At 39.1% G+C, this 19,450-nt stretch carries 17 protein-coding genes and 1 pseudogene; 11 read left to right on the forward strand and 7 right to left on the reverse strand.

The window, feature by feature from the left end:
• Positions 1-7 precede the first annotated feature (7 nt).
• Positions 8-253 carry a hypothetical protein gene (locus NSQ23_RS02445; RefSeq protein ID WP_339172694.1) on the reverse strand — a complete coding sequence of 82 codons (246 nt, stop codon included), beginning with the start codon at positions 251-253 and terminating at the stop codon, positions 8-10.
• Between the two features lie 303 nt (positions 254-556).
• Between NSQ23_RS02445 and NSQ23_RS02450 the strand changes: the two genes are divergently transcribed.
• Positions 557-1,570 (forward strand): 2-oxoacid:acceptor oxidoreductase family protein, encoded by a 1,014-nt coding sequence (locus tag NSQ23_RS02450; RefSeq protein WP_339172696.1) that lies wholly within the window; start codon positions 557-559, stop codon positions 1,568-1,570.
• Positions 1,570-3,858 (forward strand): thiamine pyrophosphate-dependent enzyme, encoded by a 2,289-nt coding sequence (locus NSQ23_RS02455; protein WP_339172699.1) that lies wholly within the window; start codon positions 1,570-1,572, stop codon positions 3,856-3,858. Before NSQ23_RS02450 ends, NSQ23_RS02455 begins: the two co-directional genes overlap by 1 nt.
• 24 nt (positions 3,859-3,882) lie before the next feature.
• Here the strand turns inward: NSQ23_RS02455 and NSQ23_RS02460 are convergent, their stop codons facing one another.
• On the reverse strand, positions 3,883-4,539 hold the full coding sequence (locus NSQ23_RS02460; RefSeq protein WP_339172702.1) for an MOSC domain-containing protein: 657 nt from the start codon (positions 4,537-4,539) through the stop codon (positions 3,883-3,885).
• Between the two features lie 235 nt (positions 4,540-4,774).
• On the opposite strand from NSQ23_RS02460, the gene nirB reads away from it, so the two are divergent.
• From nirB to cobA, 3 genes are read left to right on the forward strand one after another with little or no spacing between them, the layout of a single operon-like run.
• Positions 4,775-7,198 carry a nitrite reductase large subunit NirB gene (gene nirB, locus NSQ23_RS02465; protein ID WP_339172705.1) on the forward strand — a complete coding sequence of 808 codons (2,424 nt, stop codon included), beginning with the start codon at positions 4,775-4,777 and terminating at the stop codon, positions 7,196-7,198.
• 21 nt (positions 7,199-7,219) lie between these two features.
• Entirely contained in the window at positions 7,220-7,540 is a 321-nt protein-coding gene (gene nirD / locus NSQ23_RS02470) for a nitrite reductase small subunit NirD (RefSeq protein WP_339172708.1), read from the forward strand.
• 15 nt (positions 7,541-7,555) lie between these two features.
• Positions 7,556-9,022 (forward strand): uroporphyrinogen-III C-methyltransferase, encoded by a 1,467-nt coding sequence (cobA, locus tag NSQ23_RS02475; protein ID WP_339172710.1) that lies wholly within the window; start codon positions 7,556-7,558, stop codon positions 9,020-9,022.
• 199 nt (positions 9,023-9,221) lie between these two features.
• On the opposite strand, the gene NSQ23_RS02480 is transcribed toward cobA, so the two are convergent.
• The gene (locus tag NSQ23_RS02480) at positions 9,222-10,214 is read right to left on the reverse strand and encodes an acryloyl-CoA reductase (protein WP_339174240.1); all 993 of its coding nucleotides are present in this window, start codon (positions 10,212-10,214) and stop codon (positions 9,222-9,224) included.
• Between the two features lie 107 nt (positions 10,215-10,321).
• On the opposite strand from NSQ23_RS02480, the gene NSQ23_RS02485 reads away from it, so the two are divergent.
• Positions 10,322-10,936 (forward strand): TetR/AcrR family transcriptional regulator, encoded by a 615-nt coding sequence (locus NSQ23_RS02485; protein WP_339172712.1) that lies wholly within the window; start codon positions 10,322-10,324, stop codon positions 10,934-10,936.
• 297 nt (positions 10,937-11,233) lie between these two features.
• Here the strand turns inward: NSQ23_RS02485 and NSQ23_RS02490 are convergent, their stop codons facing one another.
• Together NSQ23_RS02490 and NSQ23_RS02495 are read right to left on the reverse strand one after the other, a co-directional pair.
• Positions 11,234-12,535 (reverse strand): MFS transporter, encoded by a 1,302-nt coding sequence (locus tag NSQ23_RS02490; protein WP_339172715.1) that lies wholly within the window; start codon positions 12,533-12,535, stop codon positions 11,234-11,236.
• A 337-nt stretch (positions 12,536-12,872) separates the two neighbouring features.
• Positions 12,873-13,172 carry a hypothetical protein gene (locus NSQ23_RS02495; protein ID WP_339172718.1) on the reverse strand — a complete coding sequence of 100 codons (300 nt, stop codon included), beginning with the start codon at positions 13,170-13,172 and terminating at the stop codon, positions 12,873-12,875.
• Positions 13,173-13,282: 110 nt separating this feature from the next.
• On the opposite strand from NSQ23_RS02495, the pseudogene NSQ23_RS02500 reads away from it, so the two are divergent.
• Positions 13,283-13,756: pseudogene (locus NSQ23_RS02500) on the forward strand (transposase); the annotation flags it as partial.
• A 211-nt stretch (positions 13,757-13,967) separates the two neighbouring features.
• Here NSQ23_RS02500 and NSQ23_RS02505 read toward each other — a convergent pair.
• Entirely contained in the window at positions 13,968-14,342 is a 375-nt protein-coding gene (locus NSQ23_RS02505) for a hypothetical protein (RefSeq protein ID WP_064214481.1), read from the reverse strand.
• Positions 14,343-14,627: 285 nt separating this feature from the next.
• Between NSQ23_RS02505 and NSQ23_RS02510 the strand changes: the two genes are divergently transcribed.
• The 4 genes from NSQ23_RS02510 (at position 14,628) to NSQ23_RS02525 (ending at position 17,816) form a co-directional block, all read left to right on the forward strand.
• Entirely contained in the window at positions 14,628-15,152 is a 525-nt protein-coding gene (locus tag NSQ23_RS02510) for a sigma-70 family RNA polymerase sigma factor (RefSeq protein ID WP_331202016.1), read from the forward strand.
• On the forward strand, positions 15,142-15,777 hold the full coding sequence (locus NSQ23_RS02515; protein WP_062898339.1) for a hypothetical protein: 636 nt from the start codon (positions 15,142-15,144) through the stop codon (positions 15,775-15,777). Before NSQ23_RS02510 ends, NSQ23_RS02515 begins: the two co-directional genes overlap by 11 nt.
• 233 nt (positions 15,778-16,010) lie before the next feature.
• Positions 16,011-16,373 (forward strand): DUF3221 domain-containing protein, encoded by a 363-nt coding sequence (locus tag NSQ23_RS02520; protein ID WP_064213870.1) that lies wholly within the window; start codon positions 16,011-16,013, stop codon positions 16,371-16,373.
• 558 nt (positions 16,374-16,931) lie between these two features.
• Complete coding sequence (locus NSQ23_RS02525) at positions 16,932-17,816, forward strand: AraC family transcriptional regulator (RefSeq protein WP_064213871.1); 885 nt, start codon at positions 16,932-16,934, stop codon at positions 17,814-17,816.
• A 206-nt stretch (positions 17,817-18,022) separates the two neighbouring features.
• Here the strand turns inward: NSQ23_RS02525 and NSQ23_RS02530 are convergent, their stop codons facing one another.
• Positions 18,023-19,141, reverse strand: a complete 1,119-nt coding sequence (locus NSQ23_RS02530) for a transposase (protein ID WP_339170009.1) — start codon at positions 19,139-19,141, stop codon at positions 18,023-18,025.
• Positions 19,142-19,450: the final 309 nt, after the last annotated feature.

The raw sequence follows: 19,450 nt of genomic DNA on the forward strand, positions 1-19,450 counted from the left end.
GCTTTGCCTAAATGGGATCCGTTACAATGGTCAGTCCATTTACTTGAATGACAAATGTGGAGTGACCAATCCAAGAAAGAAGAGTGTGTGTACGGTTTGTATGCAGCAATGCCGTTTCGTAATGCTCGACATGCGAAATTTGATAGGACCAATCTTTTTGTTTTCTTTTTCTTTCTCGATACCAGCGGTGAAGATCAACCAATCTCTTTGTTGTTTGAACGGAATCAAGATTTTCGTAGAGTTTTCGAATCATTGCTTTTTACCCTTCTTTCCTTGCAGATGTTCAGTCATGTTCAAAATAGAAAATATTTTCTTTGTTTTTGCAATAAATGGTGCTTTTTAAAACTGTTATAACACAAAATTACTTCTGTTATATAATTGTAAAAGTATCTTAATCTGTTGTAATACAAGAGGTTTTAAAAATTTTTCTTATGTGTACTATAAATAATTCGCAAATGTTTGATTTTTGTCACATCTTTTTTTTGTGTTTTTTTATAAAATTTATAAAATAATATAAGCCTATCGATTGATTTTTAGGTTTCATAGGGGGGATAACATGTCGATTTTGCCAAAAAAGAATCAATTAGGTTTTTTTGAAATACGTCTCGAATCCATTGGAGGACTTGGAGCAAACCTAGCAGGGAAAATGCTCGCGGAAGCAGGGGTGTTGGGGCTTGGGTTAAATGGTTCAAATTTTTCTACATATGGTTCAGAGAAAAAAGGCTCTCCAGTGAAAAGTTATATTCGCTTTTGCGATCCAGATACAGAAATTCGGGCGCATAGTCCGATCGAAGAACCTCATGTCATCGGGGTATTTCATGAAGCGCTTTATAAAATGGTGGATGTCGTTAGCGGTTTAGCCCCCGATGGAATTGTATTGGTCAACTCTGTAAGAGGTTTTGATGACATTCGGCGCGATTTACAACTAGATTACGGAACTCTTGCGGTTGTCGATGCCCTTGGAATTGCGGTTGAAGAAAAAACAAAAGTCAATACAGCGATGCTTGGAGCGTTATTCCGCGTTTGTGACTTTCTTGATCCGGAAGCGATGAAGGAAGTCATTCGCAAAACATTTGAAAAAAAATATCCGCATCTCGTCGAGGCGAACATTCGTACATTTGAAAGAGGCTATCATGAGGTGCGCTTTCAAACATATGAAGCGCCTGCGAATGCGGAAAGAAAATCGTTTTCTCGTCTTGAACCGCTTTTAGGCTATGAAACACAAGAAATTGGCGGGATTATCACAGCGAACGCCAATAGTATTTTCAAAGATTTAAGCGGATCGCGTCAAGGATTTTTGCCAAAGTGGGAGATGGAAAAGTGCATTCACTGTGCTGCCTGTGATACAGTTTGCCCTGACTTTTGCTTCGTATGGGAAGAAGGAGAAGATAAAAAAGGAAGAAAACAAATGTTTTTAAAAGGAATTGATTATCAATATTGTAAAGGTTGTTTAAAATGTGTTGAAGCGTGTCCAACAGCTGCCTTAACAGAATGTCGTGAGGAAATTGGGTTTGCGGAAAAACATACAGTGAAGCAAAAATTCCCAATGGTATTAGGGGGGAACTATTAATGGCATTATTAGAAGAAAAAGTGACAACGAAAGCAGAACAAGTGACAGCGTTTCAATCCGGAAACGAAATGGCGGCGTTCGCAGCTGCACAAATCAACTATCATATTATGGGTTATTTTCCAATTACTCCTTCAACGGAAATTGCGCAATTGTTAGACCAGATGAAGGCGCGTGGTGAACACGATATTCAACTGATTCCTGCAGACGGGGAACATGGATCAGCGGGAATTTGCTACGGGGCTTCTGTCATGGGGGCGCGCGTTTTTAACGCTACAAGTGCGAACGGTTTAATGTATATGCTTGAACAATTGCCAGTGCAATCAGGAACGCGCTTTCCGATGGTGATGAATTTAGTGACTCGCTCCATTAGCGGCCCTCTTGATATTCGTGGGGATCATTCCGATTTATATTTTTCGCTCAATACAGGATGGGTGATTTTGACCGCTCGTACCCCACAAGCGGTTTATGATCTGAATATTATGGCGTTGAAAATTGCCGAACACGAGGACGTTCGTTTGCCTGTCATTGTTGCGTATGATGGATTTTTTACATCTCACCAAAAACGGAAAGTCCAATATTTTAAAGACCGAAAAGTCGTACAAGCTTTTGTCGGCGAACGTCCAACTCACTTTCCAAACGCAGCGGATCCGAGAAAGCCAATAACGATCGGAGCACATATGAACGGTGATGATTTAATTAACAACCATTATCAACAGTCTGAAGCGCTATATCGAGCAGGAGACGTATTTAAACAAGTCGCACGCGAATACGCGCTGCTATCTGGACGAGAATATCCTGTCCTTGATTTATATCAAATGGACGATGCAGAAGTGGCTCTATTTTTGATTAACTCCGCAGCAGAAACGGCAAAAGATGTTGTCGACAAGCTTCGTGCAAAAGGAATTAAGGTAGGGGTGATTAGTCCAAACATTATTCGTCCGTTTCCAAGCGAAGAAATTCGCAAAGCGTTAAAAAATGTGAAAGCCCTTCTTGTTGGAGAGCGCGCGGATTCCTACGGGGCAAACGGTGCCAACATGACGCATGAAATTAAATCAGCTTTGCAAGAAGATCCAGATAATCGTACGATTGTATTAAGCCGCGTATTTGGACTTGGCGGAAAAGATTTTTACGCTGATGATGCGGAAGCCTTTTTCAATTTAGCCATTGAAGCGATGGAAAAAGGATATGCGGAAAAGCCGTTTGATTACTTCGGACACGTGCCTGGTCGGCCAGAAAATAAATTAAAACAAGCAATTGAGCCGATGCATGGGGACGCCTTTAAGACAGGATTGATTCAAGTGACACAAGACGAAGAAACGAAGAGATTAAAAGTAAAAATTCCACCGCTTCGAGCGTTAACGGCGAAACCGAAACGAATTGCTTCCGGTCACGGCGCATGTCCTGGCTGCGGCATTTTCCCAGGATTAGAGCTCTTTTTCAAAGGAATCGAAGGGGATGTTGTTGTTTTATTCCATACAGGATGTGCGTATGTTGTAACAACGGCCTACCCATATAGTTCTCATAAGCAAACGATGATCCACAATTTATTCCAAAACGGTCCTGCCACATTATCAGGGTCGGTTGAAGCCTTTTTGGAATTAAAACGCCGTGGGGAAATCGATGTTTCTGATGATGTGACGTTTGTCATGGTCACGGGAGACGGCGGAATGGACATTGGCATGGGTTCTGCGATTGGCACAGCCCTTCGCAATCATAAATTGATTATTTTGGAATATGACAATGAAGGGTATATGAATACAGGATCGCAAATGTCGTATTCGACTCCGATGGGGCATATGACAAGCACAACCGGCGTCGGTAAAACACAAAGAGGAAAAGCATTCCACCATAAAGATACGCCACAAATTATGGCGGCGACAAATATCCCTTATGTATTCACGGGAACAGAAGCATTTCCGCAAGATTTAATTAAAAAAGCAGCAAAAGCGCAATGGTATGCCAAACATGAAGGAACGGTTTACGGAAAGCTTTTGATTACTTGCCCATTAAACTGGAAATCGGAAGAGAGATACGGCGAAAAAATTATGAAAGCAGCGGTTGATTCTTGTTTCTTCCCGCTCTATGAAGTGGAACGAGGAAAAACAACGATTACGTATGATCCAGAGGAAAAAAACAAACGCATCCCATTGAGCGAATGGTTAAAATATATGGGGAAAGCGAAGCATTTGTTGAAAGAAGAAAACCGTGATCTTTTAGAAGAATTCGAACAAGAAGTAGAACGGAGATGGCGCCGCCTTAAAGCCATGCATGAACACCCATATTTGTAAAGCGTGTCGATCAAAACGACACGCTTATTTTTTGAGTAAGTTTTGAAGTTTTTTGAGAAAAGTGTTTCGCCACTCTTCTGACAATGCTGGTTCTTCAATGATTTCTTGCAATGCCTCAACATTCGTTTGTTTTCCATATTTCGCTTTGTTTATATATTGAATCGACAAAGGATTTTTGCTTCGATCTAATAAATGTAATTCATCTCCACGCTGGATCATGCCTTCTTTGATCACGCGCAAGTAAAAACCGGTGTAACCTGTTTGTTGAATTTTCAATGGGAGATCTTTGATTCCGTGCCGCATCGCTAATTTAAAACAAGGTTGCCTTGGTTGAGACACTTGAACAATCGCTGTACCGATTTGAAACACATCGCCAATGCAAATTTCTTCTTCCGTTCGTCCGAACAGCGTTATATTTTCACCAAAGGCTCCAGGTTCAAAAGGACGTTGATATAAATGTTCCCAAAACAAAAAATGTTCTGAACAATACACGCATACCGCTTGATCAAAACCACCATGATGAACTAAGTCCGCTTGACCATCTCCAACAATATTTGTTTTCGTTAAGAGAAGGGGAGAATCAACAGGAGACTTATAAATGGCGGTTGTCATTTCTGTTCCATCGAGCATCACTGTTTTTGGTTGACCGATATTTAAGGAAACAACTTTGGCGACCGACATAAAGATTGGCTCCTTCCTTTTATAACCTACAAAAAGATTACCATATTTTCTTTCTCTTCTCAATTTATTATTTTGTAATCTTGACAAAAACGTGAAATTATTCACATTTTTTCTTTTATCAAGCCTTTATTGTGATTATTTTCACAAAAATGTTTTTGAACAGGTGATAGAATCAACTTAAAAGATGATTCAATGTATTTTAACTTGTGAAAAGTTGAGCATGGAGGGAGTACAGATGGAAAAAAGAAAATTAGTTATGGTCGGAAACGGGATGGCAGGTGTACGGACGATTGAAGAAATTTTAAAAATAAATAAAGATTTGTTTGATATTACCATTTTCGGAAAAGAGCCTTATCCAAATTACAACCGCATTCAATTATCGAACGTTTTGCAAGGAGAAGCAACATGGGATGAGATTATAATGAATGGCTGGAACTGGTATAAAGATCATCATATTCAGTTGCATGCAGGAGAGAGTGTAATCAAAATCGATGTCGAGCAAAAACGCGTCTACTCTGATCGTGGACGAGTGGTAGAATACGATGAATTAATTTTAGCGACAGGTTCCTTACCGTTTATTTTGCCGATTCCAGGTGTGGATAAACAAGGTGTGATCGGTTTTCGAGATATTCAAGATTGCAAAACGATGATCGAGGCAGCAAAACATTACAAAAAGGCAGTTGTCATCGGCGCAGGACTTCTTGGATTAGAAGCGGCAAGCGGACTTGTCAAATTAGGCATGCAAGTCGATGTTGTTCATTTGATGAGTCATATCATGGAGAAACAGCTCGATGCGACCGCAGCGCAAATGTTACAAAAAGAACTTGAAGCACAAGGCATCAACTTTTTATTAGAAAAAGAAACGGTAGCCATTTTAGGGGACGAATGCGTGAAAGGACTTCGCTTTAAAGACGGAACGGAAATCGAAGCGGATTTAGTGGTGATGGCTGCAGGAATTGTCCCGAACGTTCGTCTTGCAAAAGAAAGCGGCATTTATGTAAATCGCGGCATTATTGTAAATGATTATTTAGAAACAAATATCCCAAATGTTTATGCGGTTGGTGAATGTACCGAACATCGTGAAATTGTATACGGATTGGTAGCTCCTTTGTATGAACAAGCAAAAGTATTAGCAGAAAACCTTTGCGGGATCAGAGAAAAGCAATACGAAGGTTCCGTTGTTGGCACGCAGCTAAAAGTTTCTGGAGTCGATTTGTTTTCAGCTGGAGAAATTTATGAAAACCAAACAACGAAAGCCATCAAAGTTCATAACGAGTGGAACGGTGTATACAAAAAAGTACTGATTCGCGATCGTCGCATTGTCGGAATTGTGTTATATGGCGACACAAAAGATAGTACAAGGTTGTTTAGAATGATGACGCAAAAACAAGATATTTCCGACATGGCGGAAATTGTATTTCTTCAGGCACCTGGTCAAGAAGCGTCAGGTAATAATGTTGCGGCCATGCCAGATGATGAAGTGATTTGCGGTTGTAATGGGGTGACGAAGGGAACCATTGCCAGCGCCATTCAAACACACAACTTAACGACGGTTGAACAAGTAGGCGCCTGTACAAATGCAGGACGTTCTTGCGGAAGATGCAAGTCGCTCATTGCTCATTTATTAGAGCATACGTTGGGAGATGCATTTTATCAAACCGCGCAAAAAGAAACATTATGCGCATGTACCGACCTTAGCCGTGATGAGCTAGTGGCGGAAATTCGCGAAAAAGGTTTAACAAGCATTAAAGAAATTATGAATGTGTTAGGTTGGAAAACAGAAGAGGGATGCTCGAAATGCCGTCCGGCTTTAAACTACTTCCTCGGCGTCCTTTATCCTGAGTATGAAGATGATCGCGATTCACGTCTTGTGAATGAAAAAATGCATGCCAACATCCAAAAAGACGGGACATATTCGGTTGTTCCAAGAATGTATGGCGGGGTCACAACAGCTTCCGATTTACGTAAAATTGCGGATGTCGCTGAAAAATATAACGTTCCACTTGTGAAACTAACAGGCGGGCAACGGATCGCTTTATTCGGTATTAAAAAAGAAGATTTACCAAATGTTTGGGCAGATTTAGAAATGCCATCTGGATACGCATACGGAAAAACATTAAGAACGGTCAAAACATGTGTGGGAGCTCAATTTTGCCGCTACGGTACACAAGATTCCATGAGTCTCGGAATTGAACTTGAAAAACGATTTGAACGCCTAGACACTCCGAATAAAGTGAAGATGGGGGTTTCTGCATGTCCACGCAACTGTGCGGAAGCCGGAATTAAGGACGTTGGAATTGTCGGTGTAGATGGCGGTTGGGAAATTTATGTCGGTGGTAACGGTGGTACCGATTTGCGAGCAGCTGATTTGTTGTGCAAAGTAAAAACGGAAGAAGAAGTATTTGATATTGTCGGTGCTTACTTACAATATTACCGCGAAACAGCGAAATATTTAGAACGCACGTCTAAATGGATTGAGCGTGTCGGCTTAGATCATGTGAAAGAAGTACTGTGTGATGAAGAAAAGCGAAAAGAACTAAATGAGCGGTTATATCGAACGTTAGCCCGCTATGAAGATCCATGGAAAAAAGCGATTGAAGATGAAACGATTCGCCATCGATACTATACGAAACGTTCCATTGTTGTGAACACGAAGTAAGTTAAGGGAGGAAAAAATAGCATGAACAAAACAGTCAATCGCGTATTGGTTGCTAAATATGATGAACTTCCCGTTCGCGTTGGCCAAGCGATTAAAATAGGAGAACATGAAATAGCTTTGTTTCGTCTATCCAATGGAGATGTTCGGGCGCTTGAAAATAAAAGTCCCCATCCAAAAGGTGGGGTTCTTTCTGAAGGACTAGTTAGTGGAGAATACGTCTTTTGTCCTCTATATGATTGGAAAATATCCTTGATTGATGGAAAAGTGCAAGAACCCGATCAAGGACAGGTGAAAACATATCAAGTAGAAATCGATGGAGATCATGTATATATCGTTTTTTAAAAGGATGATCGAGTGATGAAAATCGGAAAAGTTTATTTAGTGGGCGCGGGTCCTGGAGATGTTCAGCTTATTACAGTTAAAGGTGCAGAGCTCATTCAGCAGGCTGAAGTGATTTTGTATGATCGTCTTGTAAATCCAAAGCTATTGGAGTTGGCCAACCCAAATTGCGAGCTGGTCTATTGCGGAAAATTGCCGAATCGACATACAATGCGCCAGGAAACGATCAACTCGCAATTAGTAGCCAAAGCAAAAGAAGGAAAAATCGTTGTTCGCCTAAAAGGCGGCGACCCTGGCGTTTTTGGAAGAGTAGGAGAAGAGGCGGAAGAACTAGCGAGACATGGGATTCCATTTGAAATCGTTCCAGGAGTGACATCGGGGATCGCCGCTCCTTTGTATGCAGGAATTCCAGTGACCCACCGCCAATACGGAGAGTCATTTGCACTGATCACAGCGCACGATCAATCAAAAGATGGGAAGCCGCTTTTAAACTGGGCCGCCCTTGCGAAAGGAATTGATACCATTGCCTTTTACATGGGGGTTTCCAACCTCCTGTTTATTTGCGAAAATTTAATGAAACATGGAAAATCGCCAAACACCCCTGTTATTCTAATTCAATGGGGAACGATGGGAAGACAAAAGACGCTTGAAGGAACGTTAGCGACGATTGCCAACCAAGCAAAGGCAGTTCAGTTTTCGAATCCTGCCATTACTCTTGTAGGAGAACTTGTATCCATTCGAAAAAAAATCAGTTGGTTTGAGAAAAAGCCATTGTTTGGCCGACAAATTTTATTAGCGCGAACAGATTACAACGAGAGTGCATTGGCAAAAGAGTTAATGAAGCAAGGAGCGGACGTCATTGAATTTCCGAAATGGAAAACGGTGCAAACGAAAGAGAATGAAGAAATTTTAAATAAGATCGAAACGTATGAAAAAATTTTGTTTACATCAAGCGAGAGCATCGATTATTTTTTCGAAGCTTTATTGAAACACAAAATAGACATTCGGAAAATTCAAGCAAAATTATTTGGTTATTCAGACAAATTGACAAAAAAGCTCAACGAACGCGGATTCATGGCGACAACGTCTAAAAGCCTTCATCGTTTTGCTGACGGCCTGATTGTAGGGGATTCTTCCTTTGAAACACAAGTGGCTGCAAGCGGTGTATGGGTCACTCATGAAAAACAAATGGATGTACAGTTTATCCCTGTGTTTTTCCGAATGTTCGAAGAAGTTCGATTAGATACGGTCGTTTTTCCAAACGCAGCTTCTGTCCTTGCCTTTGCTCACGGACTGAATGAAATGAATAGAAAACTAGAATATATACTGAAACGTTTGCCGATTGTGTGTGTAGGAAATGAAACGAAAGTTCAACTAGAACATTTAGGTTTTTCTTCGAGCAATCTCACTGTACTTTCAACAGAAGATGATTTGCTAAATTATTTGCCACATATGAATAACATGGAATTTGCACAAATGATTTAAAAATCGGGTGTCGCGCCCGATTTTTTGCTTTTTTGAAACTCAAGTGTATTTGATTTTGAAAAGCAGCTTGACGCTTAGCGTCTCCTTCGATTAGCTTTTCCTAATTAGGAAGACGAATCAATGCCATTCCAATGGTTTTCTTTCAATCGATTTTTCTTGATTTAGTGGCTCAAATTCATGAGAATTTTTTCTTGCTGAACTATGCTAGTTTTACAACCGTTCTGCCGCGTAGTTTTCCTTTAAGGATATTCGATAATGCCTCAGGAAGTTGTTCAAGTGTGATTTCTTGTGCAATCAAATCTAGTAATTGATTCGGTTTTAAGTCGCTGGCCATTCGTTCCCAAATTTGTATTCGCAATTCCATTGGGCAATAGACAGAATCAATGCCAAGTAAGTTGACGCCGCGAAGGATAAACGGGAAGACGGTTGTTGGAACGTCTGCGCCACCTGCTAACCCGCTGACAGCTACGGAGCCGTTATATTGGATTCGACTAAGGATCGTGGCGAGAGTTCTCCCGCCGACAGGGTCAACAGCTGCGGCCCAATATTGTTTATCTAACGGACGGATTTGTTCTGGACAGACTTCTTCGCGAGAAATGATTTCTTTTGCGCCAAGCTTGCGCAAATATTCGTGTTCGCTTTCTTTGCCCGTACTTGCAACAACGTGATAGTTTCGTTTGGTTAACATGGAAACCGCGATGCTTCCGACTCCGCCAGTGGCTCCTGTCACAAGCACTTTTCCTTTTTCAGGGGATAATCCGTTTTCTTCTAAGCGGTGGATGGACAATGCCGCCGTAAACCCTGCCGTTCCTAAAGCCATTGCTTCTTTTAATGTCAATCCCTTTGGAAGAGGGACAATCCAATCTCCAGGAATGCGGGCATATTCACTATAGCCTCCGTAATGTGACACGCCGATTTCATAGCTCGTTGCAATGACTTCGTCTCCTTCTTTAAAGCGCGGATCCTTAGAAGAGGCGACAATACCGGCGAGATCGATACCAGGGATAAATGGATACGATTTTACAATTTTTCCATTCGGAATGCATGCTAATCCATCTTTATAGTTAACGCTGGAATAAGCAACTTTAATGACAACATCTCCCTCTGGAAGGTCATCCATGGAGACGGTTTTCACATTCACCGTAAAATCTGTCTCCGTTTTGTTCACTACTAACGCTTTGAATTGGTCCACTTGACATCCCCCATTTTGTTTTTTCATATTCTTACCTATAACGATAACAAAATTATTCTGACCGGTCAAAATATTTTTATCGTCAAAAATTGATGTATAATATCGTTATGATTGAAGTTCGAGGGGTGGATTGGATGAAGAAAAAGGCAGAAGAAAGGCGAGAGCAAATTTTAAGGGCCGCTTTTCGAGCAGTTTCCGATAAAGGATACGAAACGGTGACATTGCAAGATATCGCGGATTATGCTGCTGTAAGCAAAGGGGTTACGAATTATTATTTTGAAAATAAGGAAGATGTTTTTTTAAGCTTGCTGGAATGGGTGACGGATCGGATTTATCAACATGAGCATAAAGCAGTTAGCGAGAAAACAACGGCGATCGAAAAGTTAGAGGCATACATTCATTCGGTGTTTATCGACCCAGAAAAGAATAAAAAGTTTTATAAAGTGTATCTTGACTTTATCGCACAAGCCAGCCGAAATCCACAATATCGGCAAATTAATCTCAAGTTTTACGAAAACTGTTGGAAAATCGGACGCGACATTGTTGCGCTTGGACAAGAGGAAGGAACATTTTCATCAGACATTCAGGCGGATACAGCTTCAAAAATGATTCGCTCGATCATTGATGGATGCCTCATTCAGTGGTTAATGTGTGATGAGGATCATCTTCATGAGTTTTATAAAAATACTTGTTATGATGTTATTTTAAAATATTTAAAATAAAGAAAACCCTTCTTTGAAGTGACCCCGGCGAACAGTGCCTGGCACTGTTCGCCTATCGTGCAAAAATCCCGGGGGATCGACGACAATCATTTTATGCGTTCGAACCTTACGGCCATCGAGGGTAAAGTCTATTGACAGAATTTGTCGGCGACGTTCATCGTCCCGATTGGCGTTTTGATTCTAATGTTGAAAAGGCAGGGGCGCAAACAATCCTTCGGTTTGCGCTCTGCCATATGATGAAGCAAGACTGATTCCTTTGCTTTGTTCTGAAATAAAGTGATCATTTACAGAGGGAGCTCACAAAATAGTTCCCGTGATTTCTCCTTTTTGGTTCTCCTTATAACTCCAGATTTTCCGCCGACGATAACTGATCCAGCCGCTGATCAAAAAGCAGCAAACAGACAAATAAAATGAAAAACGAATCCCGTAAACATCGGCGATAAAGCTCATTAACAATGTGGAAATTCCGAATGTTACGGAACTAATGACTCCCTGCACGGCAAAAACATGAGGCAGAGCGTCCATCCGGGCATTTTTTTGAAGAATCGTCTGAAGACAGATCAGCTTCCATTGTTCGATGATCCCGTACAGGGCGGAATACAGAAGCGCCAGCGCACCGTGCGTCGTTGTTCCAAATAACAGTGTGACAATAGCGATACAAAACGGGCCAAACAATACAAAAAATTGCTGGTTTTTTTCAACCGATTGACTAAACTTAACGCTTAACAATCCCCCTATCACCATGCCGCCAAAGAAAACAGAGTTAATATATCCCCACCATTCCTCTCCTACATGTAATTGTTCTTTCACATACATATAAAGGATGGCCGAAATCCAGACGCCATTTCCGATTCCTTCAAAAAATGACATGAAGCTAATCGATTTTGCGTGCACATTTCTCCACGTGTATTCCCATCCTAGACGGATCGAAAGGAGAAAGTTCTTTAGGCCTTTGTCTTGGACCGTATTCTTCTTTGTATGTTCTTGTATAGGCAACAGAAACATGAGAATGCTTGAAACGATATAGAACAATAAGGTGATATGGATTAAAAGGAACGGCGATCCCGCACTGACAATCAAACTCCCGATCGGCCATGCGCTAAGTTTGATGAATTGGTCTAACGTGTTTAAAAAACTGTTGGCTTTCAAGATTTCCTCCTTGGAAACTATAAAAGGAACGAGGGAGTTTTTAATCGGATTATTGATCCCGTCTAAAAAAGCGATCAATGATACAAAAACGTAAACGATCGCAATGTGATGTTCCGCACCCCATTGCAAAAACAGCGAGAGAAAAAGCAGCAGAAATGTTTTACACAGTTGTCCGTAGGACAGTAACGTTTTTAGTTTATATTTTTCGAAAAATATCGGTGCGACGATTCCACTAATAAATAACGACAATGTAACGAAAAAAGGGACTAAGGCGGCAGCCATGGCTTTCGATGCCAAATGATATAGGCAAGAGACAACGGAAACAATGTAGAACACATCTCCGAAATTCGCGAAAGATTGTCCGATCCAAAGGAAATGAAATGGTTTCTTTTTCATGACATCAATCCTCTCTTTGATCATCGAAACGATTGGTAATGGAATCGTAAACACGAAACAAAAGCCAGCTCTTCAGTTTTTGATAAAACGAGCTTTTTGTCGCGCCCCTAAGCGAGGAGGCGAAAGAAAGCGGATGGATTTTCAACAATTTCCTAAAGGCGAATGGATATACTGAAGCAATGGAAGCCTCCCCCTTATTCTGTTTAGAGTCCATTTTTATTCCTATGGTGCTGGTTGAGCATCAGCGCTCAACTAGCACCATAGGTAAATCGTTATTTTTAAAACAAATAAAAAAATGAGGCCAGAAATAATCGCTGAATGTTAAATTGTTTGGTTTAAAAAGACTAGATGCCTTAGGCGAACAGTGCCTGGCACTGTTCGCCAATTTGTATTATACATTTTCTAAGAATTTATTGGCTATTTCAATAAATTTTTTACCATCTTCGTACGGGAAATATCTCATACTGTTTTCATGTACTAGTTCCTCTATTTTAGCCCATGTATTAATATCTTTATTGTTATATATTTGTTCTAATTTTTTGATTTCCTCTTTTAAAGCTTTTGGTACCCATTTAGGTTCGTCATTGAGAAATTCTAAAAACTTATCCTCTAATTTTGCATCATAAAAAGTCTGATTATAATACGAATCAAAAAAATATTGAAGGTTTTCAAACTCTTTTCCTATATCCATCTCTTACACCCCTTATTTATATTTAGGATGGCTAGTAACAATAATAAATCCATACTTGGATTTAGAATCCTTCTTTAACTGAAGGCGAACAGTGCCTGGCACTGTTCGCCAAAGTGACACAAGCCTTGGATCAAGCAAGAAAGGAATTTTCTCCATTGAAAAAGGCTCGATATCTTCTCTTAAAAGGCTGTGAAAAGCTTCGTAAGGACCAACGGCTTCGATTAGACGATATCTTGGAGGAGTATCCGACACTTTCCATTGCTTATTATCTGAAAGAGTTGTTTCGGGATTTTTACCGAACCGATGGATATAACGAAGCAAAGGAACGCTTGGAAGAATGGATTAAGTTAGCTAAACAGAGCCCTTTTGCTTCTTTTCAGGAAGCAGCCAACACGCTTGAAAGGTGGAAGGAGCCGATTCTTTCCTACTTTTTGTGCCCATATACGAATGCCCGAATCGAGGGGACGAATCACAAGATCAAAAACATCAAACGCCGGGCATATGGCTATCGAAATCTAGAACGGTTTCGTTTACGTGTATTTCTGGAGTGTACAGGGAACACTACAGGTAGTCAGGCTGCCTAAGCACTCCCTTCTTCCGCTATCGGTATGATAGTTGGTAGAATGGAACCCGTCAAGGAAAGCACTTGACTGTTTCCATTCTACCAACTTCGTGGTCTGTATGCGGAAGAAGGATCCTGACCGATGAACCTATTTCATCCAGCTAACATGTCTCTAGGATTGAGTAGAAATCACAGAAAATGGTGAAGACCCTTAAAATTTATATCTAACGTTTTTAATTTAACTTTTTAATCCAATAAGGTCTTGTAGGACCCATCATTTCTGGATATAAATACATATAGTAAAGATTAGTATTGGTATTACTCACATAAATAAAACCTTCATAATCACTAGGAATAATAAAATATTCATATCCTTTATCTTTGTTATAGAAGTCACTTTCTTCAAAATAAGATAAGTATAAGTTTTGATAATCATTTTTAGCAGCCTCTGAAAATAATTCTTTTCGTCTTATCTTTTCTAAATCAACATTTTTAAGTCTGATGGTATTGTTTTTACCTTCAGATATTTGGCGAACAGTGCCTGGCACTGTTCGATATTTTACGGCTAGATACACAATCTGGCAAAGATGATGTTCTGGAATGGACATTATCAAGATTCATTGGCAAAATGAGTTGATTTCGGTTATAATGAATGTACATTAGAAAACCGTCCTTTCTTGGTAGGGTTGTGGTGACCTTATGATACCAAAAAAGGAACGGTTTTCTTCTTTTTTGCCAAAAAAATTCCCCAAAAGTGAACAATATACGAACGCTTTTGAGACATCCTTGTTTTTATATAGTTGAAAAAATTTCCGAAAACTAAAAGCTAAATTATAACTCTTTACGTCTAATAATTGATAAAGCAATTATTGGAGGTGTTTTCAATTATAAGATTGATTAAAAGAGCCCAGAAAGGCGATAGAGAAGCATTTTTGAAAATATTTCAGCCGTATGAAGGAGAAATTTATAGAATTGCATTTATTTATCTAAAAAACAAAGATGATGCACTGGATGTAGTTCAAGAAACTGCATATCGAGCATTCAAATCGATAATCAGTCTTAGAGAACCAAAATACTTTAAAACTTGGTCAATTAGCATTGCAATAAGATGTGCTTTAGATATTATTCGCTCTCAAAAGAAAATTACGTTAATCGAAAATTACGATGTAGTCGAATCTCAGGTAAGTAAACAAGATATAGATGACAATATTCCAAATTCTGTTACAATAAAGGATTTGATTGAAAAATTATCATTAGATGAGAAGAATGTCATTATCTTAAGATTCTATAATAGTTGCACTATTCAAGAAGTTGCGGACATACTTGATATTCCTTTAGGAACAGCAAAAACAATTTTATATAGAGCGTTAAAAAAACTTCAAAAAGAATGGAAAGGAGATGATGTATGTGAGCAATAAAATTACACAGGAAATAAATAAGATTGAAGTCCCGAAGGAAGTTCACACTAGAAGTAAGTTGGGAATACAAAAAGCTAAATTAGAATTAAAAAAGCCAAAACGTAAATGGGTACTTGTTTTAGCTCCAGTGATGATTGCGTTTATATCAATTATATATTTTGTTCCTAATTATTTTACAAATACTCCACCAAAAAATCCTATAATTAAGTCTATAGATTTAAATTATGCTATTGATATTAGCAATCCTAGAGAGGTTGTAGGTTTTTCAGATAATGTTTTTGTAGGTAAAGTTGTAAAGCAAGTTGGAACAAGAAATAGGGATTATCCAGAAACACAATTCGAAGTTGAGGTTCTTTATAATATTAAGGGTGAAGTAAACGGTACAATAAAAGTGAACCAAGTAGGTGGGTATGAAGGAGATTATTTGTTTTTAATGGAGGGTGATAAACTAATTGAGGAAGGACAAACTTACTTGTTCGCGACTAGATATTTAGCGGAAGAAAAGTGGCACACACTAATCCCTGTTGGTGGAGATATTCCAATTAATAGCGATGTGGAGAAGAAGGAGTTGATTGAAAAATATACAAAGGCTTATAAAGAAGAAATCCCATTTAAAGTTGATTAAAACCATTTCTTAAAAAGGTACTGCCACTAAGATTTTCCCTACGCTAAGGGAAAAATCGTCTGTTTAATTCTATATAGCGCTTCAAGGCGAACAGTGCCTGGCACTGTTCGCCAGCGATACAAATGTAAGATTTGACTGAAAGTTTTATTACATTTTATAGAGCGTTTTGATTTTTTTGAAATTGTTTTTTAATACTAAAACTAATCTCTATTAGTTCTGGTCAGGGGGTAGCTATGAAAAAGAAACTTCTTTGGTTTCCAATCCTATTATTGTTAATTTCTTGTTCTAAAAATGAAACAGGAAAAGAATCATCTGATTTTGTTTTATTTGAAGGGTATGTAGCGTTAAAGAAAGAGTATAATGGTAAAAGACTATTGGTTATTAATGATATTACCAAAGAGGATATCAGTAGTATGTCTCAGGACGAAATACTTAAATATGCAGCTAATCATGATAGCTTTTTATTCTATGTTGATGAGGAATATTATAAGAATATAAATGTTGGTCAAAAAATTAGAGTTTGGTATACCCCACCTGTGCAAGAGTCTAAAATTTTACAGGTTGGTGCAGAAAAGATTGAGGTGATAGATAATTAAACTAACTAAACTCACAAGTTTTCATAGCTATCCTTCTTTACAAAGGAGAAAATAAATACAACATAATAGCCAATATGTTGCATTCAACGATATCTGACAAAACGAGGCGAGGTGTTTCCTCGTCTTTTTGTGCACTATTTAAAGGCGAACAGTGCCTGGCACTGTTCGCCAATTTATTCCAATTGGACGGACACTTTTTATTTTCCTGGTTTTTTGTTCCAACTGGTTCCTCAAATCCCGAAAACCCTTGAGGTTCTAGGGAAGAGAGGGTTTGAGGGGGGAGGAGAGGGATGGACATGATTTATTGTCTCTTGACATAGTAGGGAATTCAAAATGGGATCATCGCGTTCTTACGGTTTGTTACTTAAAGGGGGCAGGCGAAAGGAAAATCATTTTTTGATGTGATTTGATCAGGAAATTCGGGACTTATCCTATGCTTTGAACTTTATGATATACAAAATCAATATTCGTTTGATGTTAAACAAAGCAATATAGGTCAAAAAAATCATGGTTTCTTCTGTTATCTTATTTGTAAGGAGGTGTAAGGAGGCCTATGAAATGAGCTACAGTCCCATTATTCAAAAAACGATTGAATATATAGAGACTAATTTGCATGAAGAATTATCTTTAGAAAACATTGCTCAGTTTGCTGGTTTTTCAAAGTACCATTTTCATCGTATTTTTCAAAAAGAAGTTGGTGTGACTGTATCTGAATATGTTCGATATCGAAGAATTGCTAATTCAGCCAACATGCTGCTTTATACGGATAAAAAGATAATAGATATTGCTTTCTATTATCGCTTTGAAACACAAGAATCATTTACCCGTTCGTTTAAGAAATATTATCAATTACCGCCAGGACAATACCGCAAAATCATGGGTAAATTAACTTTACAAAGGGAGGATGTCATGTTGAAAAACGAACAATTGAAAGGATGGAAATTAAGCGGAAGTCACCCGTTTAATTATAAAATGGGAATTGACAGAGAAATCTTTCACAAGGGGAAAGCATCTGGATTCTTAAAGGCTGTTACTGTCCAATCTCAAGCTGAATTTGCCACAATGATGCAACAATTTAAGGCAGAAAAGTATCTTGGTAAAAGGATAAAACTTTCTGGGTTTATAAAATCAAAAGGTGTTGATGGATTCTGTGGGTTTTGGATGCGAGTGGATGATGCACTTGGGGATGTGTTGCAATTTGATAATATGAGTGACCGCCCGATTGTAGGAGATACTGAATGGAATCATTACTATATCGTTTTAGATGTTCCTAAAAATAGTGCAGTCATATCTTTTGGTGTTTTACTTTTGGGGAAAGGGCAAGTGTGGATTGATGAACTTAAATTTGAGGAAGTGGATGAGCGTACACCAACAACAAATATTGATTTTACAGTTGACCTTTTAGACGAGCCTACCAATTTATCTTTTGAAGAGTGGGAGTAGATGATATTTATCCCCGTAAAATAGGCGAACAGTGCCTGGCACTGTTCGCCTTATTGTTTATTCCCACCTTTCTTATATGATTATGTCAACTACCCAACGACTAAAGCCGTGGGCTTGCAACTCCCCAGAAGTGCAAGCGGATGTTATCCTCCTTCCTTCACTTGGGGTTGCATCAGGGCAGGTTGACAACTACCCAACGACGCAGGTCATGCCTGTGTCGTTCCTTCAACGATGTACTCGATTCCTTTTCGTTGAAGGTTCATCGCACCAACTCGGTCATCGTTTGAGGTATATCCGCATGTTCGACAACAAAACGTGTGCGTTTTCTTATTTCGGTTTGCTTTCTCTGTATGTCCGCATTTTGGACATGTTTGGGATGTGTATGTTGGGTCTACCACAATCACTTTGGCTCGGTGTTTGTGTGCTTTGTACTCGATTTTTTGTCTTAAATCATAAAACGCCCAAGATACCATTTCATACCGATGGTTAACGGACACTTTTTCTGTTCTTTGGCGAACACCTGTTAAATCCTCTAACACAAACAGCGTGTTCTTACCATAACGCTCAACGAGTGCCTTACTGATGCAATGGTTGACATCTTGCATCCAACGGTTTTCTCGTTGACCGATTTTCTTTAATCTTCTACGAGCAGACGGAGTTTGCTTTTTTTGTAGTTGTCTGCGGAGTTGTTTATACTTTGCTCGTTTGTGTTTGATGTGTCTACCTTTGAAAAATAGCGTCTGTCCGTTTGAATCATAAACAGTCGCAAGAAAATTTACACCCATATCTACGCCAACCACTTGGCAAATGTGATGAAGGTTTGCTTCTTCCATTTCTTTGGATACAGGGATATGGAGAAACCACTTTTGATGTTTATTCACTAACTTTGCTGTTCCAAACGTCCATGTTCCGTCGAAATACGTTTCAAGTTCTTTCGTTTGAAAAGGAACTTTGATTCGTCCTTCTAACGTATTGATGGAAAACAACCCTTTGGTTAGGCTGTAATCTCGATTAAAAACGAGGTCTATTTGCGGTTTTTTAAACGCAATCTGACAACGCTTATGTCCATTGGTTTGGTTGGTTTTATATTTTGCAATCACCGTTTTTAACACAGACTGCGCCATTTGAGATTTTAAGCCAAATGTAGAGCGAAGTTTGCGGTACGTCATCTTGTGAAGTTTGGCTTGCACAAGGGTGTTTTCTTTGTATATCACTTCCGACACCGCATTGCACGCATCACGATATGCTTGCATCGTTTTTTGAAGAAGTTGTTCTTGTTCAGATGTCGGTAAAATTTTAATTTTTGCTGTTAAAGTCAATTTCATGTCCTCACCACCTTTCACTAATTTGATTTTATATTTTTTTAGCGAAAAATAAACAAAAAAAACGCATTCCTCCCCATGCTTGAAAGCAGGGGTTTCCTGCGTGATTAATCATGAATTTTACTACTGTTTCGTCATTTTGTGAAGTCAATGAACATCTTTGGAAAAATGAGGATTTATTGCAAAATGGCGAAAGAAAGTACATATTAGTGCGGTTGAAGAGGAAAGGAAGGAATTTCATGTTTCGACATACGCATCGGTCAGATGTTGTTAGGCACATTTTGAAAAAGGAAGACAGGTGTCCCGAGAATG

Source organism: Anoxybacillus sp. FSL W8-1294, assembly GCF_037965005.1.
Taxonomy (GTDB): Bacteria; Bacillota; Bacilli; order Bacillales; family Anoxybacillaceae; genus Anoxybacillus; species Anoxybacillus flavithermus_G.